Raw genomic sequence first — 25,473 nt, 5'->3', positions numbered from 1 at the left:
GGAAGGACCCCTTACATCGCGCCGCCCGGTCAGGTGGCGTTCGCCAGGAGGATGTCGACCGCGCCGTCGTTGCGGGTCGTCTGCGGGGCGATGTCCTCGTCCGGCGGGTAGAAGCCGTCGATGCCGCCGCCCGACGGGTACATCTCGAAGCAGTACGACAGCACCTTGTGCTGACCCCACATCCAGTCGTTGATGTCACCGTCCGTGATGTACAGGCCCGACGACTGCTGCGGTGTGTACCCGTTCGATGCCGCCATCTCCTCACCCACGGACACGAAGCGGTCGTACTCCTCCTGCGTCATGCCCTCGGTCACCGTGTCGAAGGTGTGGCCGAACGGCCACAGCACCAGCTCCGAGAACGTGTGGAAGTCGATGTGCGCCTTGATCTGCTGCACACCCCCGACGACCCGCGAGTCGACGAAGCCCTGCACCGCCCGCACCTCGGGTGCCGACGCCGCCGACGGGCCGCGGTAGTCCTCCGCGGACGGTGACGTCGACGAGCCGTCGCAGCAACCCCACTTGTAGGAGAAGTTGCGGTTGATGTCCGTCCCGACGGTGCCGTCGTCGTTGGGCTGCCGGTTCTTGCGCCAGCCCGCGTACTCGCCGCCCGCGATGTCGAACTCGGCGCCGTCCGGGTTCTGGGACGGGACGACCCAGATCTCCTTCGCGTCCACGGCACCCGTCACGCCGGCGTCGGACCCGTAGCCGGACGTGAAGCGGTCCACGATGTGCAGGCACATCTCCGTGGTCAGGTGCTCCCGCGCGTGCATGTTGCACGTGAACAGCACCTCGGGCTCGTCCTCGTCGGTCGCCGCGTGGTCGCTGATCTTGATCACCGGGATGTCGCGGCCCTCGTACGAGCTGCCGATGCTCGACACCGCGGTGATGTCCGGGTGCGCCGACGCGGCCGCGGACAGCGCCGCCTTCATCTCGTCGTACGTGTGGTACCCCTCGTCGCCGGCGGGGAAGTCGGCGGCCCGGGACGACACCCCGCCGCCCCGCTCGTCGAGCATCGCCGCCCAGTCGCCCTCCAGCGTCAGGGTGAACCCCTGCGCGCGCAGTGCCGACGCCTGTGCCGGGCCGGCCACGACCTCCACGGCGCCGTCCCGGACCCCGAGCACGTCGACACCCGTGCGGGTGACGTCGGTCCGCTCGCCCGCGGTGTCCGCGCCCCGCACCTGGTAGAGCCCCTGGTCCGGCGCCGGTTCCTCCTCGGCGCCCGCCTGCCAGCCGGTGACGAGCACCAGGACGGCAGCCGTGACGCCGGCGCTCGCCCCGAGCACCCGACGTGTGGTGAGCATGTCGCCTCCCCGAAGGCTGTTGTTGTGATCGCCCGAGCCTCCGGCGGCCACCACACCGCGACAACCCGTCATTGGTCGGGAACGGTGCGTCAGGATTGGATCACCCGACGAAGGTAGTGGGCCGATCGGGCGCACCGCCGACCGCTTAGGCTGGTGGCGTACGCACACCCGCATCAGGAGAGGAACCCGATGCTGAGCCGCACCGACCTGCGTGGTCGAGTCCCGTCACCCGCCGAGCTGCGCACGTTCCTGCCGCGTGCCGAGGTGGACGTGGACGCGGTGCTGCATCAGGTCCGCCCCCTGGTCGACGACGTGCGCGCCCGCGGCGCCGAGGCCGCCCTGGAGCTGTCCGAGCGCTTCGACGGCGTGCGGCCCACGGCCGTCCGCGTCCCCGCACGCGAGCTGACCTCCGGCCTCGCCTACCTGCCCGCCGCGGTCCGCGAGGCGCTCGAGGAGTCGATCGACCGCGCCCGCCGCGTGCACGCCGACCAGGTCCGCGCCGACGTGACCACCCAGGTCGTGCCCGGTGGCACGGTCACCGAGCGCTGGGTGCCGGTCCGCCGCGTCGGCCTGTACGTGCCCGGTGGCCTCGCGGTCTACCCGTCGAGCGTCGTCATGAACGTGGTGCCCGCCCAGACCGCGGGCGTCGAGTCCCTGGTCGTGTGCTCGCCGCCGCAGGCCGAGTTCGGCGGTCTCCCGCACCCCACGATCCTCGCCGCCGCCGAACTGCTCGGCGTCACCGAGGTGTGGGCCGTCGGGGGCGCGCAGGCGGTCGCGCTGCTGGCCTACGGCGGCACCGACACCGACGGCGCGCAGCTCGACCCGGTCGACATGGTCACCGGCCCCGGCAACGTCTACGTGACGGCCGCGAAGCGCCTGCTCCGCGGCCTGATCGGGATCGACTCCGAGGCCGGCCCGACGGAGATCGCGATCCTCGCCGACGACACCGCCGACCCGGTGCACGTGGCCGCCGACCTGATCAGCCAGGCCGAGCACGACACGCTGGCCGCGAGCGTGCTGGTCACGTCGTCGCCCGAGCTGGCCGACGCCGTCGACGCCGAGCTGGCCAAGCAGGTCAAGGCCACCAAGCACACCGACCGGATCACCACCGCGCTGCAGGGACCGCAGTCGGGCTGCGTCTTGGTGTCCGATGTGGACGCCGGACTGTCCGTCGTGGACGCCTACGCCGCCGAGCACCTGGAGATCCAGACCGCCGACGCGCCGGCCGTCGCCGCCCGGGTCCGCGCGGCGGGCGCGATCTTCGTCGGGCCGCACAGCCCGGTCTCGCTCGGCGACTACTGCGCGGGCTCCAACCACGTGCTGCCCACGGGCGGCTGCGCGCGGCACTCGTCGGGCCTGTCGGTGCAGACGTTCCTGCGCGGCATCCACGTCGTCGACTACTCGGCCGACGCGCTGAAGGCGGTGGCGGACAAGGTGGTCGCGCTCGCGAACGCCGAGGACCTGCCCGCGCACGGCCAGGCCGTCACGGCGCGGTTCGGCGGTGGCTCGTGATCGGCGAGGACGTCTCGCTCGACGACCTGCCGCTGCGCGACGACCTGCGCGGCCGGTCCCCGTACGGCGCGCCGCAGCTGGACGTCGAGTTCCGGCTCAACACCAACGAGAACCCGTACCCGCCGCCGCCCGCGCTGGTCGCGGACGTGACGCAGGCGGTCGCGGAGGCGGCCGCGAACCTGCACCGCTACCCGGACCGGGACGCGGTCGCGCTGCGGACCGACCTGGCCGCGTACCTGTCCACGGCCACCGGTGTGGCGCTGCGGACCGAGAACCTGTGGGCCGCCAACGGTTCCAACGAGGTGCTGCAGCAGATCCTGCAGGCGTTCGGCGGCCCCGGCCGCACGGCGCTGGGCTTCGAGCCGTCGTACTCGATGCACCCGATCATCGCCGCCGGCACCCGCACGGAGTGGGCGCCGACCCCGCGCCGCGCCGACTTCACGCTGGACACGGCCGCGGCGGCGACGGTCCTGGCCGATCGCAGGCCGCACATCGCGTTCGTGACCAGCCCGAACAACCCGACCGGCGGCTCCATCCCGCTCGACGAGCTGCGCGCGCTGATCGAGGCGGCACCCGGCCTGATCGTCGTGGACGAGGCGTACGCGGAGTTCTCGTCGCAGCCCAGCGCGGTCACGCTGCTCGCCGAGTACCCGGCGAAGCTGATCGTGTCCCGGACGATGAGCAAGGCGTTCGCGTTCGCCGGCGGCCGCCTCGGCTACCTGGCGGCCGCGCCCGCGATGGTCGACGCGCTGTTGCTGGTGCGGCTGCCGTACCACCTGTCGGTGGTCACCCAGGCGGCGGCACGAGCGGCCCTGCGGCACGCGGACGAGACCCTCGCGTCGGTGCACAAGCTGGCGTCCGAACGCGACCGGGTCATGGAGTCGTTGCGGGGACTCGGTTTCCGCGTCGTGGACAGCGACGCCAACTTCGTCCTCTTCGGACAGTTCGACGACGCGGCCGGGACGTGGCGGGCGTACCTCGACCACGGGGTGCTCATCCGGGACGTGGGCATCCCCGGTCACCTGCGGGTGACCATCGGCACCCCGGCGGAGAACGACGCGTTCCTGGCCGCGAGCAAGGAGATCAGGTGAACCGGATCGGCCGCGTCGAGCGGACCACCAAGGAGTCGTCGGTGGTCGTGGAGATCGACCTCGACGGTGCGGGCAAGGTGGACGTGTCCACCGGCGTCCCGTTCTACGACCACATGCTCACCGCGTTCGGCGCCCACGGCATGTTCGACCTGACGGTCGACGCCAAGGGCGACGTGGAGATCGACGCCCACCACACCGTCGAGGACGTGGCCATCGTGCTCGGCGAGGCGATCGGCAAGGCGCTGGGCGACAAGCGCGGCATCCGCCGCTTCGGCGACGCCTGGATCCCGATGGACGAGTGTCTCGCCCACGCCGCGGTCGACGTCTCGGGTCGCCCGTACTGCGTCCTGACCGGTGAGCCGGAGATGATGACGGGTTTCGTGGTCGGCAACAACTACCCGACCGTGCTCAACCGGCACGTGTTCGAGTCGCTGGCCTTCCACGCGCGGATCGCGCTGCACGTCCGCGTCATCCACGGCCGCGACCCGCACCACATCACCGAGGCGCAGTACAAGGCGGTGGCGCGGGCACTGCGCGCCGCGTCGGAGTTCGACCCGCGCCAGCAGGGCATCCCCAGCACCAAGGGCACCCTCTAGCGCGTCGTCAGGTCATCGGCGCATGCTGGGCGCATGTCCACACGAATCGTGTCCGGCGCGCCGGTGGCCACGCTCATCAACGTGTTCGTCGTGGCGCCAGAGCGGCAGCGTGAGCTCGTGGACCTGCTGACCCGCGTCACCGAGGAGACGATGAAGGGCGTGCCGGGCTTCGTGTCGGCGAACCTGCACGCGAGCACCGACGGCACGCGGGTGGTGAACTACGCGCAGTGGGAGTCGGCGGAGGCGTTCCAGGCGATGCTCGCCGACCCGGCCGCGCAGGAGCACATGCGGCAGGCGCAGGCGATCTGTGAGTCGTCCGACCCGCATCTGTACACGGTGGAGTCGGTGCACCACGGGTGAACTACGCTCTCCCGCGTGTCCAAGGAAGTCATCGTCATCGGCCTGCTCGCGCTCGCGGGGTTCCTCGTCGGCGGCGTCTACTCGACGTACAAGACCGCGAAGGGCCTCGCCATGGTCCTCGGCGTGTGCGCAGCGGTGGCCGTCGCGGGCGCGGTCGTCTGGATGATCTCCTAGAGCACGCGGTCCAGCTCCGCGTGCAGGGCCCGGAGCGCGTCGTCCGCGGTGAGGAAACCCGAGGTCAGGTACGCGCTGAGCCCGGTGCACAGCGCGAGCAGTGAGGTCGCGGTCAGCTCCGGTCGCGGTACGCCCAGATCGCCGAGCAGCGTGGTCAGGACGGGCCGCAGCTCGTCCGGCCCGGCGGCGTGCGGCTGCGCGGCGAGGGCCGGGTCGGTGAACGCGAGCGCCGCGTAGGCGGCGTGCACCCGGTAGAGGTCGGTGGTCGCCTCGTCGGTCGGCAGCACCGACTCCAGCAGCCCGCGCACCCGGGCCCGCGGCTCCTCGGGCAGGTCGTCGAACCGCGCGCTGATGAGCGCGCGGACGTGCACGAGCCCACCGAGCAGCAGGGCCTCCTTGGTGGGGAAGTAGTACTGCACGAGGTTCACCGAGACCCCGGCCTCGGCCGCCACCTCCCGGAACCCGCAGTGGTGCAGGCCCTTCGTCCGCGCACACCGCACCAGCGCGGCGGCCATCTCCCGCCTGCGAACGTCGTGGTCGACACGTTTCGACACTCGATCATCGTACCGCTGTACTATGAAACGGTGACCGACAGAAAACCGCCGAACGTGTCACCGGAGGACTGGGTCGAACGCCAGATCCGCGCGGCGCAGGAACGCGGCGAGATGGACAACCTCCCGGGCATGGGCAAACCCCTGCCGAAGCGGGAGGGCGGCGCGCTCGAGTGGGCGGTGCGGAAGCTCCGCGAGGAGAACCACGACACGTCGGCGCTGCTGCCACCGTCGCTGTTGCTGCCGAAGGAGGTCGCCGCACTCCCGGAGCGGTTGAAGAAGGTCCGCAAGGAGCAGGAGGTCCGCGACATCGTGGCGGATCTGAACAAGCGCATCACGGACGTGCACCGTCAGCCACAGGTGGGACCACCGCTGCGACTGGGGCCGCTCGACGTGGAGGACGTCGTTCGCGAGTGGCGCGAGCTGTCCACAGGCGAGCGCTGATCCGCCGGAAACTGTCGGTGCCTGCCGGTAAGCTGGTGACCGGGGGCCGGAGGCCACCCCATGATCATTTCGCGGCCCTTTCGGGTTCCGCGTTCGTCATCCGCCGCGACGCGGACGTCGTCACTTCCGGTCGGACACGCGGGCCTCTGTCGGGAACGGCTGAGGGCGGCCTCCGGCCCCCGGAATCCAGCGTACCGAGGGGGACCGACATTCTCGGCCGTACTCGGTTGCCGGGAGTGGGGTTGTCCACAGGTGCCTCGGCTGTCCACAACTCCGTGCCATCGCACCGTTTTTGTCGGTGTCCGCCGGTAGGCTGGTGATCGGGGGCCGGAGGCCGCCTCCCTCGGGGGGCGGGCTTGTGTGGTTGGCCTTGCGTGGGTTTCCCTCCGGGGGGTCCTCGCCAGACGGGCTGGTCTCCGGGATGGTGGCGGGTCTTGCACGGGGTTGGTTTGGCAGGGACTGGTGTCCGTGGTGGTGCCTGTCATCCCGTCGACCTCCCGCGGGGCTATCACACCGCGTCAAGGGGGCCCGGCGGCTTGGGTGAGTGGTGCTTTGGGTTTCGGGCCCCTTGACACGGTGTGATCGGGCTTCGCCAGGTCGACGGGAGGGCGGGCACCCCTCAGGGGGTGATGGGGCTTCGCACCGCTTGGCGAACGCCCGGCATACTGGGAACAGCCCCTGAGAGTCCAGCGACCATTGGCAATCCGGCATCGGCAGTGCCTTGGTGAACCACGGCGCGGTTCCGCAGCCGAACGAGGCCTCCGGCCCCCCGGAATCCAGCGTACCGAAGGGGACTGACATTCCGGGCCGTCGACGGCAGCCGGAAGCCGGGTTGTCCACAGGTGCCTCGACCATCCCCAACCCAGCGCCACCGCACCGTTTTTGTCGGTGCCCGCCGGTAAGCTGGTGATCGGGGGCCGGAGGCCGCCCCTCAGATCCCGCCCTCGGTGGCCGCCTTCAACCGGGGCGCACCTGGACCGTAAGCCGCCAGCAGATCGTCCTTGTTGATCAGGTGGCAGGACTTCAGCGACAGGCACCCGCACCCGATGCACGCGGTCAGCCGATCCCGCAGCCGCTGCATGGCGTCGATCCGCGCGTCCAGTTCACCGCGCCACAGGTGTGACAACCGCGCCCAGTCGGCCTTCGTCGGAGTGCGGCCCTCCGGCAGCGTGCCCAGCGCGTCGCGGATCTCCTCCAGGCTCAGCCCCACCCGCTGCGCGGTGCGGATGAACGCCAGCCGGCGCAACACCGCCCGCGAGTATTTCCGCTGGTTGCCCGCGGTGCGCTTGGACGTGATCAGTCCCCGCTCCTCGTAGAACCGCAGCGCGGTGTGCGGCACACCACTGCGCCGCGAGACCTCGCCGATCGTCAGGTGGTCGGGCAGTTTCGGCACGGCACTCACACTACCCTGGACCTCCACCTAGGTCGAGGTCGTCGGCCTTGACCTCCAGTGCGCTCGAAGTCGCATCCTGTGCCCATGACGACGACACTCGACCTCGCCGCCCTGTTCCGGCGGATGACCGGTGACGAGAAGCACGAATGGGCCGCCGCGTCCACATTGGACGTGCTGTGGGTGCTCTACGACCGCGTCCTGAACGTCTCGCCGGACACCGTCGACGATCCCGCACGCGACCGCTTCCTCCTCTCCAAGGGCCACGGCCCGATGGCCTTCTACGCGGTCCTCGCCGCCAAGGGCTTCCTCGACCCGGCCGTCCTCGACGACTGGACCACCTTCGGCTCCCCGCTGGGCCAGCACCCCGACCGCGTGCTCGTGCCGGGCGCCGAGATCGGCAGCGGCTCGCTCGGGCACGGGCTCGGCCTCGCCGTCGGCACCGCGCTCGGCCTCCGCGCGCAGCACCTCACCACGTCGAGGGTGTTCGTCCTCGTCGGCGACGGTGAGCTCGACGAGGGCAGCAACCACGAGGCCATCGCGCTCGCCGGCCGCATGAACCTCGCCAACCTCACCGCCATCGCCGTCGACAACGGCTCCGCGAGCCACGGCTGGCCCGGCGGCATCGCGCGCCGGTTCGCCGTCGAGGGCTGGGCGGCCTCCACAGTGGACGGACGCGACCACGAGCAGCTGTACGCGGCACTCAGCACCCGCCACGACGTCCCGAACGTCGTCGTGGCGACGATCCGGGAGGCGTGACCCGATGCGACAGACCTTTGTGGACACCGTGAGCGCGGCGCTGGACCACGACCCGAGGCTCGCCGTCGTCACCGCCGACATCTCCCGCGACGCCTTCGCGCCCGCCCGCGCGCGGCACCCGCACCGCGTGCTCAACGTCGGCATCCGCGAGCAGGCCATGGTCGGCGTCGCCGGGGGACTGGCGCTCACCGGCATGCGGCCCGTCGTGCACAGCTACACGCCGTTCCTCGTCGAGCGCCCGTTCGAGCAGATCAAGCTCGACCTCGGCCACCAGGACGTCGGCGCGGTCCTCGTGAGCATCGGCGGCTCCTACGACGACCCCGTCTGGGGCCGCACGCACCAGGCGCCGGGCGACGTCGCGCTGCTCGACACCCTGCCGGGTTGGACCGTGCACGTCCCCGGTCACCCGGACGAGGTCGCCGCGTTGCTGCCCGGCGCGCTCGCCGGTGACGACCGGGTCTACCTGCGGCTTTCCAGCCGGGAGAACACGACCGCGCACCCCGCGACCGGCCGGTTCACGGTGGTCCGGGAGGGGAGGCGCGGGACCGTGCTCGCCGTCGGTCCCACCCTCGACAACGTCCTCGCCGCGACGGCGGGCCAGGACGTCACGGTCCTGTACGCGTCGACGGTCCGCCCGTTCGACCACCGCGGCCTGCGCGCCGCCGGGCACACCGACGTGGTGCTCGTCGAGCCCTACCTCGCGGGCACGTCCGCGCACGAGGTCGCCACCGCGTTCGCCGACGTCGCACACCGGCTCCGCGCCATCGGCGTCCGCCGCGACCGCGAGGTCCGCGCGTACGGCACGGCCGAGGAGCACGACGTCGTCCACGGCCTCGACCCACAGGGGATCGCGAAGACCATTCGCGAATTCCTCCGATGATTGTGGTCTAGACCAGGAAGACATCTTCCCGTACCGTGGCCGAGTGACCACGGTTAGTTAACCTGCCTTCCTGATCGGGGTGCACCATGAGACGTCACCTGCTCGCCTGCGTCACCGCCGTCGCGCTCACGCTCGCCTCGGCGCCGGCCGCCGGCGCCGAGGTCGAGCCGGGCGGGTGGACCTCCTACTCGCCCGGCTTCTCCGCCCAGGAGCGCGGCTGCGGCGACGTCAACGACCTCACCTTCACGCTGACCTGCTCGACCGCGAGCGGGGACCAGCGCGCGGAGCGCCGCTACACCACCTACACCGGCGGCTCGCGGCAGTTCGAGGGCTACTTCCGCATCACCAGCCAGACCGGCACCAGGATCAGCCTCAAGCAGACCTTCCACGAGACCGGCAGCGGGCCGTACTTCATGCTCGCGGTGGAGCGCGGCGGCCGCCTCTACGCCGTGCACGGCGGCACGACGCTCGCCACCGGCGCCACTGTCGGCACCACGGTCCGGGTCAACACGGTCCACGACGTGGGCGGCACACATCGGACCTATATCAACGGCTCGCTCAAGCACACGGTCGCGAGCGAGACCGGCGGCTTCTACGACAAGTTCGGCGCGTACCGCACGAACAGCGGCGCCGGACCGATCTCGGTGGTGTGGAGTGGCATTCGCTTCTGGCGCAAGTAGAGCGGCGCTCTGCCTCGTGGTGCTCGCGTCGGGGTGTTCGGCCGCCGACGGGAAGGACGACGCGGACATCCGGTTGTCCGCGTCGATCACCGGCGACGACGTCACCCTCGCCTGGGAGGGACACCGGGGTGACGTCGTCGTCGAGTTCGCCACCGAACCCGGCGGGCCGTACACGGTCCTCGGCTTCGTGCCGAGGGAGCGCGACACCTACGAGCACCCGGACTTGATGCCGGCGACCACGTTCTACTACCGCGTCCGCCCGGTCGAGGGACCCGCCTCCGATGTCGCGGCTGTGGTCCCGGCCACGGACCGTGTCGAGGGTGAGGACTGGCTCGTGCCGCGTACCGTGCCGGACGACCGGGCCGCGCCAACGCCCGGCGGTACCCCGACGAACCTCCTCGTCGAGTCCGTCGGCACCGACGCACTACGCCTGACCTGGACGGACAACGCCACCGACGAGGCGGGCTACCTCGTCGAGCACGAGATCGACGGCCGGTTCGAGGTCGCGTTCGTGGTCGACGCGGATGTCAACTACGTCGGCCTGATCGGGGACGGCGCCGACACCTATCGGGTGCGTGCGTACCGCTACGGGGAAATGTCCAACGTGGTCAGCGAGCGCACCCCGTAACCTGGGGGCGTGGCACGAGTCGTCGTACTGGACTACGGATCAGGCAACCTCAGGTCGGCCGAGCGCGCGCTGCGCCGGGTCGGGGCGGACGTCGAGGTGACGAGCGACCGCCATGCCGCGCTGGAGTGCGACGGGCTGGTGGTGCCGGGCGTCGGGGCGTTCGCGGCGTGCATGGCGGGCCTGCGCTCGGTCGCGGGCGACCGCATCATCGGCCAGCGCCTGGCCGGCGGCAGGCCGGTGCTCGGCGTGTGCGTCGGCATGCAGATCCTGTTCGAGCAGGGCATCGAGCACGGCGTGCAGACCGAGGGCTGCGGCCAGTGGCCGGGTACGGTCGACCGGCTGGAGGCCGACATCGTGCCGCACATGGGCTGGAACACCGTGCGCGCACCGGAGGACTCGGTCCTGTTCGACGGCCTCGACGCCGGCACCCGGTTCTACTTCGTGCACTCCTACGCGGTGCGGAACTGGGAGCTCGTGGCCGACGGGCCGATGGCGGCGCCCAAGGTGACGTGGGCGACGCACGGCGGCGACTTCGTGGCGGCCGCCGAGAACGGCCCGCTGTCGGCCACGCAGTTCCACCCGGAGAAGTCCGGCGACGCGGGTGCGCACCTGCTGACCAACTGGCTGAAGAGCCTTTAGCTAGTCTCTGGCCGTGACCTTCACGCTCTTCCCCGCCGTCGACGTCCGTGACGGCCAGGCCGTGCGCCTGGTCCAGGGCCGTTCCGGCACCGAGACCGCCTACGGCGACCCGCTCGACGCGGCGAAGGCTTGGCAGGACGCCGGCGCCGAGTGGATCCACCTCGTCGACCTGGACGCGGCGTTCGGCACGGGTGACAACCGCGCCCGCCTGGCGGAGATCGTGGCCCGGCTCGACGTGCGGGTGGAGCTGACCGGCGGCATCCGCGACGACGCGTCGCTGGCCGCCGCGCTCGGCACCGGCTGCGCCCGCGTGAACCTCGGCACGGCCGCGATCACCAACCCGTCGTGGTGCGCGGAGGTCATCGCCGAGCACGGCGAGAAGATCGCGGTGGGCCTGGACGTCCGCGCCGACGACGACGGCGTCTGGCGCGTGAAGACCAAGGGCTGGACCGAGGACGGCGGCGACCTGTGGGCGGTCCTCGAGCGCCTCGAGGCCGACGGCTGCGCGCGCTACGTGGTCACCGACGTCGGCCGCGACGGCATGCTGAAGGGCCCGAACACGGAGCTGCTCGCCGAGGTCTGCGAACGCGCGAAGGCGCCGGTCGTGGCGTCGGGCGGGGTGTCGAGCATCGCGGACCTGCTGGCGCTCGCCGAGCTGCCGGTGGAGGGCGCGATCGTCGGGAAGGCGCTGTACGCGGGCGCGTTCACGCTGGAAGAGGCGCTGGCCGCGGTCAGTCGAGCGTGATCGCGAGGCACACCGTGCCCTCGCGCCCCCGGAAGACCGTGCTGGACCCGATCACCACGCGGCCGGCGATGCCGTACTTCTTCCGCAGCACCCGCCGCCCGCGTTCGGTGCCGTCCGCGTCGAGGATCCGCGCGGTGCCCTTGACGGTCTCGCCGCGCGGCTTCCCCCGCAGGTCGCAGGCGGTGACCTCGACCGTCGGGTTGTTGCGGATCCGCTTCACCTTGCCCGCGGTGGCCTGCGTCCAGACGATCAGCTCGTCGCCGTCCCTGCCGACCCACACCGGCGTCGGCACGGGCGTGCCGTCCTTCCGGAACGTGGTGACCAGCAGGTAGGAACCGCGACCGAGCCGCTCGACATCAGACATACCGGAAACTCTACTTCCGGGTAACTGTGACGGCTCTCAGCGCAGCGTCTCCAGGTCCAGCTCCAGTTCGACCGGGTCGCTGATGACGAGCTTCCTCTTGTCCAGGCCCGCGAGGCCGTACGTCCGGGTGGTCGGATCCAGCTGGTAGCGGAAGACACTGATCACGTGGTCGTCGTACTCGACACGCCAGAAGTGCCGGATGCCCGACGCCGCGTATTCCCCCGGCTTGTCGATCTGGTCCGTCGTCACCGACCCTTCGGACATGATCTCGACGACGAGCAGGCAGTGTTCAGGGCGAAGGGGTTCGTCGTCCGGCAACGCAGCGTCGTAGACCACCACATCCGGCCGACGGTTGAGCAGGGGTACGTCCCGAAGCCGTAGATCCACGTCGCCGACGGCCGTGTAGCCGGGCGGCGCGATCTCCTTCAACGCGGTGACCAGGTTGTGGGCTATGTGTTGATGCGCCCTTCGCGGGCTTGGACTCACGACAACGGCTCCGTCGACGATCTCGATCCGGCGGCAGACTTCTTCCGGTAAGGCCTCGTAGTCGGCCACCGTCAAGCCTTCGCCGGACCGAACCATCCAGTCGGGGAGCGCTGTCATGGTTCGAGGGTACCGGTCACGGGGTCCGCCGACGAAGCGTCGCGGCGCCCAGGATCAGCGCCAGAACGCCGCTACCTGCGACGATCACGAGATCGCGGGCGAATGTCCCGCCGAGTTCATTCGAACGTGTGACTGATTCGAGCGCCTCGACGGCATACGATAGGGGCATCACGTTCGACAGCCATTCCAGTACCGGGGTCATCGAGTCCCTCGGTGCGAACAACCCGCAGAGGAGGATCTGGGGCATCACGATCAGTGGCATGAACTGCACCGCCTGGAACTCGGTGCGGGCGAACGCGCTCACGAACAACCCGAGCGCGGTCCCGAGGAGCGCGTCGAGCATGGCGATGAGCAGGAGCAGCAACACCGAGCCGTCGATCTCCAAACCCAGCCAGGTCAAGGAGATCGCGGTCGCGACCGCCACCTGGAGCACCGCGACGAGGCCGAACGCGATGGCGTAGCCGAGCAGCAGGTCGAACTTCCCGATCGGCATCGTCATCAGGCGTTCGAGTGTCGTGCTCGTGCGCTCTCGCAGGGTGGTGATCGAGGTGACGATGAACATGATCGCGAACGGGAAGACGGCGAGCAGGGCGGGTGCGGCCGCGCTGAACGCCATCTCCGTGTTGAACACGTAACGAAGGAGGATCAACAGCAGCGAGGGAACGAGGACCATCATCGCGACCGTGCGGCGGTCGTGGCGCAGCTGCGTGAGGATGCGGCGTGCGGTGGCCAGCGCGAAAGTGACGTTCATGCGGGTGTCTCCTGCCGGCGTACGAGGCTGAGGAACGCTTGCTCGAGGTCGTCCGCGCCGGTGCTGGCGCGCAGTGCCGCCGGTGTGTCGTCGGCCAGGATCCGGCCTTCGCGCATGAGCAGCAGGCGCTGGCAGCGGGCGGCTTCGTCCATCACGTGGCTGGACACGAGCAGGGTCACGCCCTCGTCGGCGAGCCTGTGGAACAGGGCCCACAGGTCTTCGCGCAGCACGGGGTCGAGGCCGACGGTCGGCTCGTCGAGCACGAGCAGTTCCGGCTTGCCCAGCAGTGCCACCGCCAGGCTCGCGCGGGTGAGCTGCCCGCCGGACAGCTGGCCGACGACGTGGTCGGCGTGGGTGCCGAGGCCCACTTCGTCGATCACGCGGGCCACGTCACCCGCGGGTGCGCGCAGGATCGCCGCGAAGTACCGCAGCGCCTCGCTGACCGTCAGGTCGGCGTAGACGGACGGGTTCTGCGTGGCGTACCCGATCTTGTCGCGTAGCTGCGCGCTGCCTGCGGGGTGGCCGAGCACGGTGACCGTGCCCGACTCGACGATCTGCACGCCGACGACCGAGCGCATGAGGGTCGTCTTGCCGCAGCCGCTCGGGCCGAGCAGGCCGGTCACGGAGCCGCGCGGTACTTCGAAACTGAGGTCGTGGAGGACCGTTCGCGCGCCCCGGTGCACGCGGAGGTTCTCGACGACCACCGCGGTGGAATTAGCCATGCGTTTAATTCTGCGCGCGTTGAGCTGCGCGCGTCAACACGGGAAGGAGGGTTCGGTATCGGTCAAGGGGTGAAGTAGTGCTGCAACACGGGTGCGACGAGTTCGACGACCTCGTCGTCGGTCGCGGACGCGAGCGGCTCCACCCGGATCACGTAACGGGCCATGGCCAGGCCGATGCCTTGCGACGCGGCCCCGGTGATCCGCAGGCGGGGCAGGTCGAGCGCGGCCGACACCGGGCCGACGACCGTGTGCTCGAGGAACTGGCGCATCAGCGACGCGATCTGCTCGTTGCTCGCGACGGACCGGATCAGCGCGAGGAACGGCTGGCGGGTGTCGGGCGCGGACCACAGGCCGAGGAACAGCCGGACGATCCGCTCGCCGATCCCGTCGCGGGGACCTCGCACGATCGCGTCGGCGATCGTCGACGGCGTCATCGGCAGGTTCAGCGCCGCGACGAACACCTGCTCCTTCGACCCGAAGAAGTGGTGGACGAGCGCGGGGTTGACCCCGGCCTCGGCGGCGATGCCACGGATCGTGGCGCCGTCGTAGCCGTGCTGGCCGAACTGGTTGCGCGCGGCGACGAGGATGTCCTCGCGCGTCTGCGTCTGTCCGGGACGGCGGCCTGCCACGTTGGCTCCTTTTGCGTTCGCTGCCGTCAGTATCCTCGATGGCATGGCAGTAGCGGTTCGGGTGATCCCGTGTCTGGACGTCGACGCCGGGCGCGTCGTCAAGGGCGTCAACTTCACGAACCTGGTCGACGCGGGCGACCCGGTGGAACTGGCGCGCGCGTACGACGCGGAAGGTGCGGACGAGCTGACGTTCCTCGACGTCACCGCGTCCTCTTCGGACCGCGAGACGACCTTCGACGTGGTGCGGCGCACCGCCGAGCAGGTGTTCATCCCGCTCACCGTCGGTGGCGGCGTGCGTGAGGTGTCCGATGTGGACCGCCTGCTGCGCGCGGGGGCCGACAAGGTCTCGATCAACACCGCCGCGATCCTGCGGCCGGAGCTGCTTTCCGAGGCGTCGCAACGGTTCGGGGCGCAGTGCGTGGTGCTGTCGGTCGACGCGCGCCGGGCGCCGGGCACGCCGTCCGGGTTCGAGGTGACCACGCACGGCGGACGCAAGGGCACGGGCATCGACGCCGTGGAGTGGGCCGCCAGGGGGCAGGCGCTCGGCGTGGGGGAGATCCTGCTGAACTCGATGGACGCCGACGGCACCAAGGCCGGCTTCGACCTGGAGCTGATCAAGAAGGTGCGGTCGGAGGTGGACGTCCCGCTGATCGCGTCGGGCGGCGCGGGCGACGTGGCGCACTTCGCCCCCGCGGTCGAGGCGGGCGCGGACGCGGTGCTCGCCGCCAGCGTCTTCCACTTCGGACAGTTGCGCATCGGCGAGGTCAAGGACGCGCTGCGCCGGGCGGAGGTCGTCGTCCGATGACCGCCACGCTCGACCCGAAGATCGCGGCGAGGCTGAAGCGCAACGCCGACGGCCTGGTGTGCGCGGTCGCGCAGCGCCGGGGCACCGGCGAGGTGCTGATGGTCGCGTGGATGGACGACGAGGCGCTGGCGCTGACGCTGGCGACGAAGCGCGCCACGTACTTCTCCCGCAGCCGGGGCAGGCTGTGGGAGAAGGGCGAGACGTCCGGCCACACCCAGCAGGTGCACGAGGTCCGCCTGGACTGCGACGGCGACACGGTGCTGCTGGTCGTGGACCAGGAAGGCGCGGCGTGCCACACAGGAGCGGCGACCTGTTTCGACGAGGACCGCCTGCTCTAGGACACAGCACTGCGGTGTGGGGCCGGTCCTGGTCCGCGCGTCGCGAACGGGACCCGGCGTCAGAACGGGCGGAGCTGCTCGCCGGTGTGGAAGTCGTACACCGGGCGGCCGGTGTTGAGCTGGTGCCAGTGGTCGACGCACAACTCGTGCACGAACGCGAGCGATGTGCACCGGTGGCCTGTCACGTCGGTCCGGGCTCGGCAGAAGGTGCTCAGGGCCCTGCGTCTCGCGGGCCGACGGCGCGGCGCGATGCCCTGTTGCCGGGCATGGGTGAGCCACGGCGGGAACTCGGGCAGGGCGGGCCAGTCGTCCGCAGGCTCGGGAGGCGGGGCGGCCAGGGCGAACGGGCAGGTGCCGTCGCTCTTCACGAGGCCGAGGTCCGACACCAGCTGCTCGGTGGGGTGCTGGGTCGTGATGGCGACCGTCCGCACGTGGTTGTCCGCGACCCACTCGTGGGTCCAGCCGACGCCCTGCAGCGTGGGCGCGGCACCCGCCTGGTCGGGAAGGCCCACGACCAGGGCGGCGACCAGGTAGTGGTCCCGGCGCAGGGTGAGGTGCGCGGTGTCGCCCAGCACCATGGGAAAAGTCGTGCCGCCGGAGTTGGTGCCGAACTTCTGGAACGTCAGGATGACCGGCATCCGGCCCGCGAAGTGGTGGTACCGGACGTCCACGTCCAGGTCGCTCGTGCCCTGGGCGCCGTCGACGGAGAGGTCGTGGCGCCGGGGCGTGACGGCGGGCTGGCGCTGCCGGGCGTCGAAGGTGGCGTCGAAGATCCGGTCGAAGCCCCGGTCCACGACGCGCCGCGCCAGCCAGATCAGGGCGCCGGTCACCACGGGGTCCACCATCAGCCGTCTCACCTCATTCGGCCGCTGCGCTCACCCTAGGCGCGTCGGCGCGGGAAGGGGAGACCGTGCCCGGGTGGCCGCCCGAAGGGGCGCGGCTAGGTGATCTGCCCGGTGACGTACCGCTGGAGCGTCGGCGCGATGGCCGCCGCGATCGTGTCGATGTCGGCCGACGCGAGCGGCTCGAAGCGGGCCACGTACCGGATCATGCCCAGGCCGACGAGCTGGGTGGCGATCAAGGTGGCCCGGAAGTCGTTGTGGTCCGGCGCGAACTTGCCGATGACCTGCTTGAACACGTGCTTGAAGAAGAAGTCCCGCAGCATGGCCGCGGCCTCCTCGTGGCTGGTGATGCTGCGCACGAGCGCGGTGAACACACCGCCGCCGGTCGCGTCCCAGCGGGTGAGGAAGGTGCGCACGATCGTCTGGCCGACGTCGTCCGCGGGGGCGGCGACCAGGATCTCGACGATCTCCTGCGGGTTGAACGGCAGCTTGAGCACGGCCTCGCCGAAGAGGCCCTCCTTGCCGCCGAACCAGTGGTTGACCATGGCCGCGTCGACCCCGGCCCGGCCGGCGATGGCCCGGACGGTCGCGCCGTCGTAGCCCTGCTCGATGAACACCTCGCGGGCGGCGTTGAGCAGCGCCTCGCGGGTGTCGGCGCCGCCCGGCCGCCTGCCGCGGCGGCGCACCCCGGTCGTCTTCTCGGTCACGGCACCCATGATGCGGGAGGGCGGGGATTTTTTCAACAAGCGCTGAATTAGGGGCGGGCGGCTGGCCTCCGGCCCCCTCGAACCACGTTACGGCATGGCACCGACAGGGGCGGCCGGGTCGGCGGGAGTTGTCCACAGGGGGTGCGGGCAGAATGACCCGTATGGTCAGCGTGATCGAATCCGCGGCTCCCGCCGTCGGGCTCGGGGTGGTCAGCCCCACCCGGGAGGAGTTCCACCGGCTCGCCGTGGACCGGCGGGTGATTCCCGTCGTGAAGCGGGTGCTCGCCGACGAGGAGACGCCGGTCGGGGTCTACCGCAAGCTCGCGGCCGGGCGGCCGGGGACGTTCCTGTTCGAGTCGGCGGAGAACGGGCGGTCCTGGTCGCGCTGGTCGTTCGTCGGGGTGCGCAGCGCGGCGGCGCTCACCGAGCGTGACGGGGAGGCCGTCTGGACGGGCACGCCGCCGGTGGGGCTGCCCGAGGGCGGCGACCCGATGGCGGCGCTCCGCGAGACCATCCAGCGCCTGCACACCGACCCGCTGCCGGGCCTGCCGCCGCTGACCGGCGGCATGGTCGGGTTCATCGGCTACGACGCCGTGCGCCGCCTCGAGCGCCTCCCCGAGCTGACGACCGACGACCTGCACCTCCCCGAGCTGGTGATGCTCCTCGCGACCGACCTGGCCGCGCTGGACCACCACGAGGGCACCATCACCCTCATCGCCAACGCGGTGAACTGGGACGACAGCCCCGAACGGGTGGACGCCGCCTACGACGCCGCCGTGCGCAGCCTCGACGAGATGACCCGCGGCCTGCAGACGCCCGCCCCGCCGACCGCCGCCGTCTACGAGCGGCCCAAGCCCTCCTACGTGCGCCGCCGGTCGCAGGAGGAGCACGTCGCGGCCGTCAACGTCGCCAAGGAGGCCATCCGCGCCGGGGAGGCCTTCCAGGTCGTCCTCTCGCAGCGGTTCGAGATGACCACCGACGCCGACCCGCTCGACGTCTACCGCGTGCTGCGGGCCACCAACCCGAGCCCGTACATGTACCTGCTGCGGCTCGACGGGTTCGACATCGTCGGGTCCAGCCCCGAATCGCTGGTGACTGTGCGCGACGGGCAGGCGACCACGCACCCGATCGCGGGCACCCGGTGGCGTGGCGCCGACCCGGACGAGGACGCGCTGCTGGAGAAGGACCTGCTCGCCGACGAGAAGGAGCGGGCCGAGCACGTCATGCTCGTCGACCTCGGGCGCAACGACCTCGGGCGGGTCTGCAAGCCCGGCTCGGTGCACGTCGTCGACTTCTTCCGGGTCGAGCGGTACAGCCACGTCATGCACATCGTCTCGACCGTGACCGGGCAGCTCGCCGAGGGCAAGACCGCCTACGACGCGGTCGCCGCGTGCTTCCCGGCCGGGACGCTGTCCGGGGCGCCGAAACCCCGCGCCATGGAGCTGATCGAGGAGCTGGAGCCGACGCGGCGCGGCCTGTACGGCGGCGTCGTCGGCTACCTCGACTTCGCGGGCGACGCCGACACCGCCATCGCCATCCGCACGGCGCTGATGCGCGACGGCACCGCCTACGTGCAGGCGGGCGGCGGGATCGTGGCCGACTCGAACCCGGTCGCCGAGGACGACGAGTGCGTCAACAAGGCGGGCGCGGTCCTGGCGGCGATCGCGACCGCGCAGACCATGCGCCCGGCCGCCGATGGCTAAGCGTCCACTGTGGATCATCGCGGTGCTCCTGCTGGGCGCCGCGACGGCCCTGTGGGGTGCCACGGAACTCAGCTGGCTCCCCGGGGGCCCCGCGCCCGCGGACCCCGGCGGCGACGCGATCCTGAGCCCGGGGATCGTGGTGGAGCCGGACCGGCCGGGCTTCACCGCCGTCGCGTTGTTCGCGCTCGCCTCGCTCGCCGGCGTGTTCGCCGTCCGCGGATGGCCGCGCCGCCTGCTGGGGGCGGTCATCGTGGTCGCGGGCGGCTGGGTGTGCTGGGCGGCGATCAGCGCGGACGGCGACGTCGACCTGCTCACCGGCCGTGGCCTCGCGCTCCTCGGCGGGCTGCTGCTCCTCGCCGCCGGTGCGTTGATCGTCCGGTACGCCGCCACGCTGCCCGCGATGGGCGCGCGTTACGAGCGCGCTAACGCCGGGCGGCGTTCCGGCGATCCCGACAAGGACATGTGGGACGGCCTGTCGGAAGGCGAGGATCCGACGGCCGAGGGACCGCGAACGTGAACCCGTGGGATGTGCCGTCAGGGCACGGGGTTAGCATCCTTTGAGCGGGAAGGGGCATGGCTGGTGACGGAGAACACGAGCGGTACATCGAACTCGGCCGCACCACAGCCGGGACCGACGAGCGCCGGTGAGTGTGGCCAGTGAGTGTGCTCGAGTCGATTATCGAAGGTGTGCGGGCGGACCTCGCGGTGCGTGAGGCCGCGCTGCCGTTCGACGTCGTGAAGGAGCGCGCGGCCAAGGCCGCGCCGCCCAGGGACGCCATCTCGGCGCTGCGCGCGTCCGACATCGGTGTCATCGCGGAGATCAAGCGCCGCAGCCCGTCGAAGGGTGACCTGGCGAACATCCCGGACCCGGCGACGCTCGCCAAGGACTACGCCGACGCGGGCGCCCGCGTCATCAGCGTGCTCACCGAGGAGCGCCGTTTCGGGGGCTCGCTCGCCGACTTCGACGCGGTACGTGCCGCCGTCGACATCCCCTTGCTGCGCAAGGACTTCATCGTCACGCCGTACCAGGTGCACGAGGCGCGCATGCACGGCGCCGACATCGTGCTGCTCATCGTCGCCGCGCTGGAGCAGAACGCGCTGGTGTCGCTGCTCGACCGGGTCGAGTCGCTCGGCATGACCGCGCTGGTCGAGGTGCACACGGCCGAGGAGGCCGACCGCGCGCTCGAGGCCGGTGCTTCGGTGGTCGGCATCAACGCCCGTGACCTGCACACCCTCGAGGTCGACCGCGAGGTGTTCGGCAGGCTCGCGCCGGGCCTGCCGTTCGAGACCGTGAAGATCGCCGAGTCCGGCATCCGCGGCCCCGGCGACCTGATGACCCACGCAGGCGCGGGCGCCGACGCGGTGCTCGTCGGCGAGAGCCTGGTCGCGGCGCCCGACCCCAAGGCGGCGCTGGTGCAGCTGGTGACCGCAGGATCGCACCCCGCGTGCCCGAGGCCGAGCCGGTGAACAGGGAGCGGAGCGACGGAGCGGGCGCCGTCTGGACTGACGAGCAGCGGAGGCCCCTGCGCGAGGAACGAGCCCAGGGGCCGAGCAGCGCAGGAGGGAAGACGGCGTCTGAGCGGAGGAGCGCAGCGACCGAGACAGCACAGCACGACCCGGACGAGCGCGGCCACTTCGGCCCGTACGGCGGCCGGTTCCTGCCCGAGGCCCTGATGGCGGCCATGGACGAGCTGGCCACCGTCTACGAGAAGGCGCGGCTCGACCCGGACTTCGTCAACGAGTTCAACCGCCTGCTGCGGGACTACGCAGGCCGTCCGTCGCTGCTCACCGAGGCGCCGCGGTTCGCCGAGCACGCCGGTGGCGCGCGGATCTTCCTCAAGCGCGAGGACCTCAACCACACCGGCTCGCACAAGATCAACAACGTGCTGGGCCAGGCGCTGCTCACCAAGCGGATGGGCAAGAAGCGGGTCATCGCCGAGACCGGCGCCGGCCAGCACGGCGTCGCCACGGCCACCGCGTGCGCCCTGCTGGGCCTGGACTGCGTGGTCTACATGGGCGAGGTCGACACGCAGCGGCAGGCGCTGAACGTGGCCCGCATGCGGCTCCTCGGCGCCGAGGTCATCCCCGTGACCACGGGTTCCCGCACGCTCAAGGACGCCATCAACGAGGCGCTGCGCGACTGGGTGGCGAACGTCGACACCACCCACTACCTGCTGGGCACGGCCGCCGGCGGGCACCCGTTCCCGATGATGGTGCGCAACTTCCACAAGGTCATCGGCCAGGAGGCCCGCGAGCAGATCCTCGAGAAGGCGGGCAGGCTGCCGGACGCGGTCACCGCGTGCGTCGGCGGCGGGTCCAACGCCATCGGCATCTTCCACGGCTTCATCGACGACCCGGACGTGCGGCTGGTCGGCTTCGAGCCGGGCGGCAAGGGCATCGACTCCGGCGAGCACGGCGCGACCCTGTCCGAGGGCACGCCCGGCATGCTGCACGGCGCCAAGTCCTACCTGCTGCAGGACGAGGACGGGCAGACCATCGAGGCGTACTCGATCTCCGCGGGCCTCGACTACCCGGGCGTCGGCCCGGAGCACGCGTGGCTCAAGGACACCGGCCGCGCCGAGTACCGCCCGGTCACCGACGCCGAGGCGATGGACGCGTTCAAGCTGCTGTCGCGCACCGAGGGCATCATCCCGGCGATCGAGTCCGCGCACGCGCTGGCAGGCACGCTGGTGCTGGGCCGGGAACTGGGACCGGACGGGCTCATCGTGGTGTGCCTGTCCGGGCGAGGGGACAAGGACATGGACACCGCCGCGTCGTACTTCGGGTTCACCGCATGAGCACCGTCAGCGCCACGATCGAGGCGGCGAAGGCCGAGGGCAGGGCCGCGCTCGTCGGGTACCTGCCCGCCGGCTACCCGACCGTGCCCGCCTCGGTCGACCTGATCAACGGCATGATCGACGGGGGCTGCGACCTGGTCGAGATCGGCATCCCGTACTCCGACCCGGTGATCGACGGCCCCGTGATCCAGGCCGCCGCGACCACCGCGCTGTCCGCCGGGTTCCGGCTGCGTGACCTGTTCACCGTGGTCGAGCAGGTGTCGGCGGCGGGCGGCAAGGCCGTGGTCATGACCTACTGGAACCCGGTGTTCCACTACGGCGTGGACCGCTTCGCCCGCGACCTCGCGGCGGCGGGCGGGCTCGGCCTCATCACGCCCGACCTGGTGCCGGACGAGGGCGCGGACTGGCTCGCCGCGTCCGAGGCCACCGGGCTCGACCGGATCTTCCTCGTCGCGCCGTCCTCGACCGAGGAGCGGATCGCCATGACGACGGCCGCGAGCAGCGGGTTCGTGTACGCGACCGCGGTCATGGGCGTCACCGGCGCCCGCGACGCGGTCGGCGCCGACGCGGCCGGGCTGGTCGCGCGGACGCGGGCGCACACGTCGCTGCCGGTCGGTGTCGGCCTCGGTGTGCGGTCCGGCGACCAGGCCGCGGAGGTGGCCGGGTTCGCGGACGCGGTCATCGTCGGCTCGGCGTTCGTGTCGCGGGCGGGGGAGAGCGTCGCGGCCGTCCGCACGCTCGCCGAAGAGCTGGCCGACGGCGTGCGCCGCCCGCTCGTCACCAGCTAGGTGTATCTGGTCATGAGGTTGGTGGCAGTCGGCTGATGGGTGGCTGGCCTGCGAGTGCGCTGTGGCGGCGTTGAGTGTGGTAGTGCTCGAGCCAGGGGGCAAGGGTCGGCGGTGCGTTCGGTGTTGCCGGTGAAGACCTGCCGGTAGGCCCGTTCGGTGTGCAGGGTGCGGTTGAGGCGTTCGCCCACACCGCCGACCGTGCCGCAGCGCGAGGACCCGCTGCTCAACCTCCACGCTGGTTCGCCGCGGCGAACGATGCGGTCGCGACGACCGGTCATGCAAACCCGACCAAATACAGCTAGGGCCGCAGCCAGTCGGTCGGCCGGTCCGGGTCGAAGAACGGGTCCACGGCCCGCATCAGCCTGCGGAAGTCCTGCTCGTCCCGGGCCTCGAACACCGGGATCATCCCCGGGTGGGACGGCAGGAACCACATCGCGCCGGTGCGCTTGATGACGTACACCGGGCCGTTGCCGAAGGTCATCGCCGACTCGTCGCCGTCGAGGTACTCGTCCGGTTGCGTGTTCACCGAGAACATCCAGCCGCGGTCGGTGACGCGGTCGTCGCGGTGCCGCCAGCCGTACTTGGCGGCGAACCACGCGGCCACCCGTTCCCGCGTCACCTCGGGTTTCGGCGGCTCCGGCAGCCACTCGTCCGGGTCGGCAGGGAGCCCGGCACGGGCCAGTTCCTGGCGGAACTCCCGCGTGTCGCGCACGCCGAGCAGCCGGGTCAGGTGCGGCGACAACGGCAGGCGCCACACCGCGCCGCCGCCCTTCTCCACCACGATCGGCCCGGCCGCCGGGTCCTGCGGTCCGGTGCCGTCGAGGAAGTCGTCCGGCTGGGTGTTGACGAGGAACATCCAGCCCAGGTCGGTGACGCGCGAGTCGAGGTGCCGCCACGCGCCGCGCTCGGCCAGCCAGGACGTCACCTGCTCGTGGGTGACCGGCGGGGCGATCGTGCCGTCCGGGCGTTCCGCGTGGGCGGCCACCGCCGCGCGCAGCTCGTCCTCCGAACCCGCCCCGGCCAGGCCGTGGACGTTCGCGTACGACGGGACCAGCCAGTACTCGCCGGTCCGCCGGGACACCACGGCCGTCGCGCCGCCGTAGTTCCCCGGCGGGGCCAGGTGGAGCACGAAGGAGTGCGGGCCTTCGTGGATCCGTTCGTCGGCGTCGGTCAGGTTGTGCACCCGGCGCGCCCAGGCCGCCACGGCATCCCGCGTCACCATGATCGCGATGGTAACGGCGCCTTTTCCGGACCTGATGCGCCCACCACACACGTCGCCCGTTACGGTGACGCGCGTGACTGTGGCGTCCAGTGTCTTCCTGGCCAACATCCCGAGCCCGGACAGGGGCGTGTGGGAGATCGGGCCCATCCCGATCCGCGCGTACGCCCTGTGCATCATCGCCGGCATCATCCTCGCGATCTGGTGGGGTGAGCGGCGGTGGATCGCCCGCGGTGGCACCGCGGGCACGGTCATCGACATCGCGGTGTTCGCCGTGCCGTTCGGCCTGGTCGGCGGCCGCCTCTACCACGTGGCGACCGACTGGCACCGGTACTTCGGCGAGGGCAAGAACCCGCTCGACGCGCTGCGGATCTGGGACGGCGGCCTCGGCATCTGGGGCGCCATCGCGCTGGGCGCCGTCGGCGCGCTGATCGGCTGCCGCGTCAAGGGAGTGCCGCTGCCCGCGTACGCGGACGCCATCGCGCCGGGCATCGTCGTCGCGCAGGCCATCGGCCGCGTCGGCAACTACTTCAACCAGGAGCTGTACGGCGGGCCGACCGACCTGCCGTGGGGTCTCGAGCTGTACCGCCGCGTCAACGAGTTCGGCGAGAACGACAACCTCAACGGTGTCGCCGTCAACCACATCGCGGTCGACGGCAGCCCGGTGCACCCGACGTTCCTGTACGAGCTGATCTGGAACCTGCTCGTCGCCGCGCTCGTGGTGTGGGTGGACCGCAAGTTCCGGCTCGGCCACGGCCGCGCGTTCGCCGTGTACGTCATGGGTTACACGCTGGGCCGCACGTGGATCGAGCTCATGCGCACCGACGAGGCGACGCACGTGTTCGGTGTGCGGGTCAACGTCTGGGTCTCGGTGCTGGTGTTCCTCGGGGCGGCGGCGTACTTCGTGCTGGCCCGGTCGCGCGGGGAGCGCGAGGATCCGGCACTGTTGCGCGGCAAGGACGCGCCGCCGGTCGACGAGCCGGAGGACGAGGCGAAGGCCGACGCGAAGGCCGACGCCGACGACGACGTGGAGCCGGAGAAGGCCGAGGACGCCGATGCGGACGCCGATGCCGACATGGCGTCGGAGTCGGAGTCGGAGTCGGACGAGGACACCGAGAAGAAGGCGGACGCCTCCTCGAAGTCCGACAACTAGGCCGTGTTTCAGATGTGGCGTAGCCAGATGTTGATGGCGGCGATGGTGGTGGTGGCTTGGTAGCGGACGGCGAGTTTGTCGTAGCGGGTGGCCATGGCGCGGTGTTGTTTGAGCAGGTTGATGCCGCATTCGACGGCGTGGCGTTGTTTGTAGAGGTGTCTGTCGATGCGGGGTGGTGGTCCGCCGTGTGAGCCTTTGGCTTTGCGGTGGGCGGCTTGGTCGCGGGGTTGGTCGATGGTCGCTTTGATGCCGCGGCCGCGGAGGTAGGCGCGGTTGTTCTTCGAGCTGTAGGCCTTGTCGG

The 25,473-nt window shown here is 71.2% G+C and carries 32 protein-coding genes; 20 read left to right on the top strand and 12 right to left on the bottom strand.

What is annotated here, in order from left to right; genetic code table 11:
• Positions 1-29: 29 nt before the first annotated feature.
• A complete protein-coding gene (locus ACYQ77_RS31885; RefSeq protein WP_459717795.1) occupies positions 30-1,301 on the bottom strand; it encodes a M14 family metallopeptidase in 1,272 nt (423 codons plus the stop codon).
• A gap of 189 nt (positions 1,302-1,490) precedes the next feature.
• On the opposite strand from ACYQ77_RS31885, the gene hisD reads away from it, so the two are divergent.
• Genes hisD through ACYQ77_RS31860 form a run of 5 tightly spaced genes read left to right on the top strand, consistent with a single transcriptional unit; the run spans position 1,491 to position 5,034 of the window.
• On the top strand, positions 1,491-2,813 hold the full coding sequence (hisD, locus tag ACYQ77_RS31880; RefSeq protein WP_459717792.1) for a histidinol dehydrogenase: 1,323 nt from the start codon (positions 1,491-1,493) through the stop codon (positions 2,811-2,813).
• Entirely contained in the window at positions 2,810-3,904 is a 1,095-nt protein-coding gene (locus ACYQ77_RS31875) for a histidinol-phosphate transaminase (RefSeq protein ID WP_459717790.1), read from the top strand. Before hisD ends, ACYQ77_RS31875 begins: the two co-directional genes overlap by 4 nt.
• Entirely contained in the window at positions 3,901-4,500 is a 600-nt protein-coding gene (hisB, locus tag ACYQ77_RS31870; RefSeq protein WP_459717787.1) for an imidazoleglycerol-phosphate dehydratase HisB, read from the top strand. The genes ACYQ77_RS31875 and hisB overlap by 4 nt, the downstream gene beginning before the upstream one ends.
• A 33-nt stretch (positions 4,501-4,533) precedes the next feature.
• Entirely contained in the window at positions 4,534-4,860 is a 327-nt protein-coding gene (locus ACYQ77_RS31865) for an antibiotic biosynthesis monooxygenase family protein (RefSeq protein WP_459717785.1), read from the top strand.
• A 15-nt stretch (positions 4,861-4,875) separates the two neighbouring features.
• Positions 4,876-5,034 carry a hypothetical protein gene (locus ACYQ77_RS31860; RefSeq protein ID WP_459717782.1) on the top strand — a complete coding sequence of 53 codons (159 nt, stop codon included), beginning with the start codon at positions 4,876-4,878 and terminating at the stop codon, positions 5,032-5,034.
• On the opposite strand, the gene ACYQ77_RS31855 is transcribed toward ACYQ77_RS31860, so the two are convergent.
• Positions 5,031-5,588: a TetR/AcrR family transcriptional regulator gene (locus tag ACYQ77_RS31855; protein ID WP_459717779.1), complete on the bottom strand. Its 558-nt coding sequence runs from the start codon at positions 5,586-5,588 to the stop codon at positions 5,031-5,033. The genes ACYQ77_RS31860 and ACYQ77_RS31855 overlap by 4 nt on opposite strands.
• Before the next feature lie 30 nt (positions 5,589-5,618).
• Between ACYQ77_RS31855 and ACYQ77_RS31850 the strand changes: the two genes are divergently transcribed.
• The gene (locus ACYQ77_RS31850) at positions 5,619-6,029 is read left to right on the top strand and encodes a DnaJ family domain-containing protein (protein ID WP_459717776.1); all 411 of its coding nucleotides are present in this window, start codon (positions 5,619-5,621) and stop codon (positions 6,027-6,029) included.
• Between the two features lie 931 nt (positions 6,030-6,960).
• Here the strand turns inward: ACYQ77_RS31850 and soxR are convergent.
• Positions 6,961-7,422, bottom strand: a complete 462-nt coding sequence (gene soxR, locus ACYQ77_RS31845; protein WP_459717773.1) for a redox-sensitive transcriptional activator SoxR — start codon at positions 7,420-7,422, stop codon at positions 6,961-6,963.
• An 84-nt stretch (positions 7,423-7,506) separates the two neighbouring features.
• Between soxR and ACYQ77_RS31840 the strand changes: the two genes are divergently transcribed.
• The 6 genes from ACYQ77_RS31840 (at position 7,507) to priA (ending at position 11,750) form a co-directional block, all read left to right on the top strand.
• Positions 7,507-8,178, top strand: a complete 672-nt coding sequence (locus ACYQ77_RS31840; RefSeq protein WP_459717770.1) for a thiamine pyrophosphate-dependent enzyme — start codon at positions 7,507-7,509, stop codon at positions 8,176-8,178.
• Positions 8,179-8,182: 4 nt separating this feature from the next.
• Positions 8,183-9,058, top strand: a complete 876-nt coding sequence (locus ACYQ77_RS31835; RefSeq protein ID WP_459717767.1) for a transketolase family protein — start codon at positions 8,183-8,185, stop codon at positions 9,056-9,058.
• Between the two features lie 86 nt (positions 9,059-9,144).
• Entirely contained in the window at positions 9,145-9,738 is a 594-nt protein-coding gene (locus ACYQ77_RS31830) for a hypothetical protein (RefSeq protein ID WP_459717764.1), read from the top strand.
• The gene (locus ACYQ77_RS31825) at positions 9,713-10,366 is read left to right on the top strand and encodes a hypothetical protein (RefSeq protein WP_459717761.1); all 654 of its coding nucleotides are present in this window, start codon (positions 9,713-9,715) and stop codon (positions 10,364-10,366) included. Before ACYQ77_RS31830 ends, ACYQ77_RS31825 begins: the two co-directional genes overlap by 26 nt.
• A 9-nt stretch (positions 10,367-10,375) precedes the next feature.
• Complete coding sequence (hisH, locus tag ACYQ77_RS31820; protein ID WP_459717758.1) at positions 10,376-11,005, top strand: imidazole glycerol phosphate synthase subunit HisH; 630 nt, start codon at positions 10,376-10,378, stop codon at positions 11,003-11,005.
• A 13-nt stretch (positions 11,006-11,018) separates the two neighbouring features.
• Complete coding sequence (gene priA / locus ACYQ77_RS31815) at positions 11,019-11,750, top strand: bifunctional 1-(5-phosphoribosyl)-5-((5-phosphoribosylamino)methylideneamino)imidazole-4-carboxamide isomerase/phosphoribosylanthranilate isomerase PriA (protein ID WP_459717756.1); 732 nt, start codon at positions 11,019-11,021, stop codon at positions 11,748-11,750.
• Here priA and ACYQ77_RS31810 read toward each other — a convergent pair.
• The 5 genes from ACYQ77_RS31810 to ACYQ77_RS31790 all read right to left on the bottom strand — a co-directional run bounded on the left by ACYQ77_RS31810 (position 11,737) and on the right by ACYQ77_RS31790 (position 14,819).
• The gene (locus ACYQ77_RS31810; RefSeq protein ID WP_459717754.1) at positions 11,737-12,114 is read right to left on the bottom strand and encodes a PPOX class F420-dependent oxidoreductase; all 378 of its coding nucleotides are present in this window, start codon (positions 12,112-12,114) and stop codon (positions 11,737-11,739) included. The two genes, priA and ACYQ77_RS31810, sit on opposite strands and share 14 nt — an antisense overlap.
• Before the next feature lie 36 nt (positions 12,115-12,150).
• Positions 12,151-12,717, bottom strand: coding sequence for a Uma2 family endonuclease (locus ACYQ77_RS31805; protein WP_459717752.1), 567 nt, complete (start codon positions 12,715-12,717; stop codon positions 12,151-12,153).
• A gap of 16 nt (positions 12,718-12,733) precedes the next feature.
• The gene (locus ACYQ77_RS31800; RefSeq protein ID WP_459717750.1) at positions 12,734-13,468 is read right to left on the bottom strand and encodes an ABC transporter permease; all 735 of its coding nucleotides are present in this window, start codon (positions 13,466-13,468) and stop codon (positions 12,734-12,736) included.
• Positions 13,465-14,190, bottom strand: coding sequence for an ABC transporter ATP-binding protein (locus ACYQ77_RS31795; protein ID WP_459717747.1), 726 nt, complete (start codon positions 14,188-14,190; stop codon positions 13,465-13,467). Before ACYQ77_RS31795 ends, ACYQ77_RS31800 begins: the two co-directional genes overlap by 4 nt.
• 62 nt (positions 14,191-14,252) lie before the next feature.
• On the bottom strand, positions 14,253-14,819 hold the full coding sequence (locus tag ACYQ77_RS31790; protein WP_459717744.1) for a TetR/AcrR family transcriptional regulator: 567 nt from the start codon (positions 14,817-14,819) through the stop codon (positions 14,253-14,255).
• A 43-nt stretch (positions 14,820-14,862) separates the two neighbouring features.
• Between ACYQ77_RS31790 and hisF the strand changes: the two genes are divergently transcribed.
• Positions 14,863-15,624 carry an imidazole glycerol phosphate synthase subunit HisF gene (gene hisF / locus ACYQ77_RS31785; RefSeq protein ID WP_459717742.1) on the top strand — a complete coding sequence of 254 codons (762 nt, stop codon included), beginning with the start codon at positions 14,863-14,865 and terminating at the stop codon, positions 15,622-15,624.
• Positions 15,621-15,962: a phosphoribosyl-AMP cyclohydrolase gene (gene hisI / locus ACYQ77_RS31780; protein WP_459717739.1), complete on the top strand. Its 342-nt coding sequence runs from the start codon at positions 15,621-15,623 to the stop codon at positions 15,960-15,962. The genes hisF and hisI overlap by 4 nt, the downstream gene beginning before the upstream one ends.
• Positions 15,963-16,021: 59 nt before the next feature.
• On the opposite strand, the gene ACYQ77_RS31775 is transcribed toward hisI, so the two are convergent.
• Positions 16,022-16,807 carry a hypothetical protein gene (locus tag ACYQ77_RS31775; protein WP_459717737.1) on the bottom strand — a complete coding sequence of 262 codons (786 nt, stop codon included), beginning with the start codon at positions 16,805-16,807 and terminating at the stop codon, positions 16,022-16,024.
• Between the two features lie 95 nt (positions 16,808-16,902).
• Positions 16,903-17,520 (bottom strand): TetR/AcrR family transcriptional regulator, encoded by a 618-nt coding sequence (locus tag ACYQ77_RS31770; RefSeq protein WP_459717735.1) that lies wholly within the window; start codon positions 17,518-17,520, stop codon positions 16,903-16,905.
• Positions 17,521-17,672: 152 nt separating this feature from the next.
• On the opposite strand from ACYQ77_RS31770, the gene ACYQ77_RS31765 reads away from it, so the two are divergent.
• The 5 genes from ACYQ77_RS31765 (at position 17,673) to trpA (ending at position 22,800) form a co-directional block, all read left to right on the top strand.
• Entirely contained in the window at positions 17,673-19,214 is a 1,542-nt protein-coding gene (locus ACYQ77_RS31765; RefSeq protein WP_459717732.1) for an anthranilate synthase component I, read from the top strand.
• Positions 19,207-19,731, top strand: coding sequence for a Trp biosynthesis-associated membrane protein (locus ACYQ77_RS31760; protein ID WP_459717729.1), 525 nt, complete (start codon positions 19,207-19,209; stop codon positions 19,729-19,731). The genes ACYQ77_RS31765 and ACYQ77_RS31760 overlap by 8 nt, the downstream gene beginning before the upstream one ends.
• Before the next feature lie 140 nt (positions 19,732-19,871).
• Entirely contained in the window at positions 19,872-20,681 is an 810-nt protein-coding gene (trpC, locus tag ACYQ77_RS31755) for an indole-3-glycerol phosphate synthase TrpC (protein WP_459717727.1), read from the top strand.
• The gene (trpB, locus tag ACYQ77_RS31750; protein ID WP_459717724.1) at positions 20,660-22,012 is read left to right on the top strand and encodes a tryptophan synthase subunit beta; all 1,353 of its coding nucleotides are present in this window, start codon (positions 20,660-20,662) and stop codon (positions 22,010-22,012) included. The genes trpC and trpB overlap by 22 nt, the downstream gene beginning before the upstream one ends.
• Positions 22,009-22,800, top strand: coding sequence for a tryptophan synthase subunit alpha (gene trpA / locus ACYQ77_RS31745; protein ID WP_459717722.1), 792 nt, complete (start codon positions 22,009-22,011; stop codon positions 22,798-22,800). The genes trpB and trpA overlap by 4 nt, the downstream gene beginning before the upstream one ends.
• A gap of 298 nt (positions 22,801-23,098) precedes the next feature.
• Here trpA and ACYQ77_RS31740 read toward each other — a convergent pair whose 3' ends face one another.
• On the bottom strand, positions 23,099-24,022 hold the full coding sequence (locus ACYQ77_RS31740) for a hypothetical protein (protein WP_459717719.1): 924 nt from the start codon (positions 24,020-24,022) through the stop codon (positions 23,099-23,101).
• Between the two features lie 34 nt (positions 24,023-24,056).
• Here ACYQ77_RS31740 and lgt point away from each other — a divergent pair, with 34 nt between their 5' ends.
• A complete protein-coding gene (gene lgt / locus ACYQ77_RS31735) occupies positions 24,057-25,172 on the top strand; it encodes a prolipoprotein diacylglyceryl transferase (protein WP_459718526.1) in 1,116 nt (371 codons plus the stop codon).
• A gap of 8 nt (positions 25,173-25,180) precedes the next feature.
• Here lgt and ACYQ77_RS31730 read toward each other — a convergent pair.
• A partial coding sequence (locus ACYQ77_RS31730; RefSeq protein WP_459717717.1) for a transposase occupies positions 25,181-25,473 on the bottom strand: 293 nt, incomplete at its 5' end.

The organism is Actinophytocola sp. KF-1, from assembly GCF_054661535.1.
This window is presented reverse-complemented; position numbering and strand designations above follow the sequence as displayed.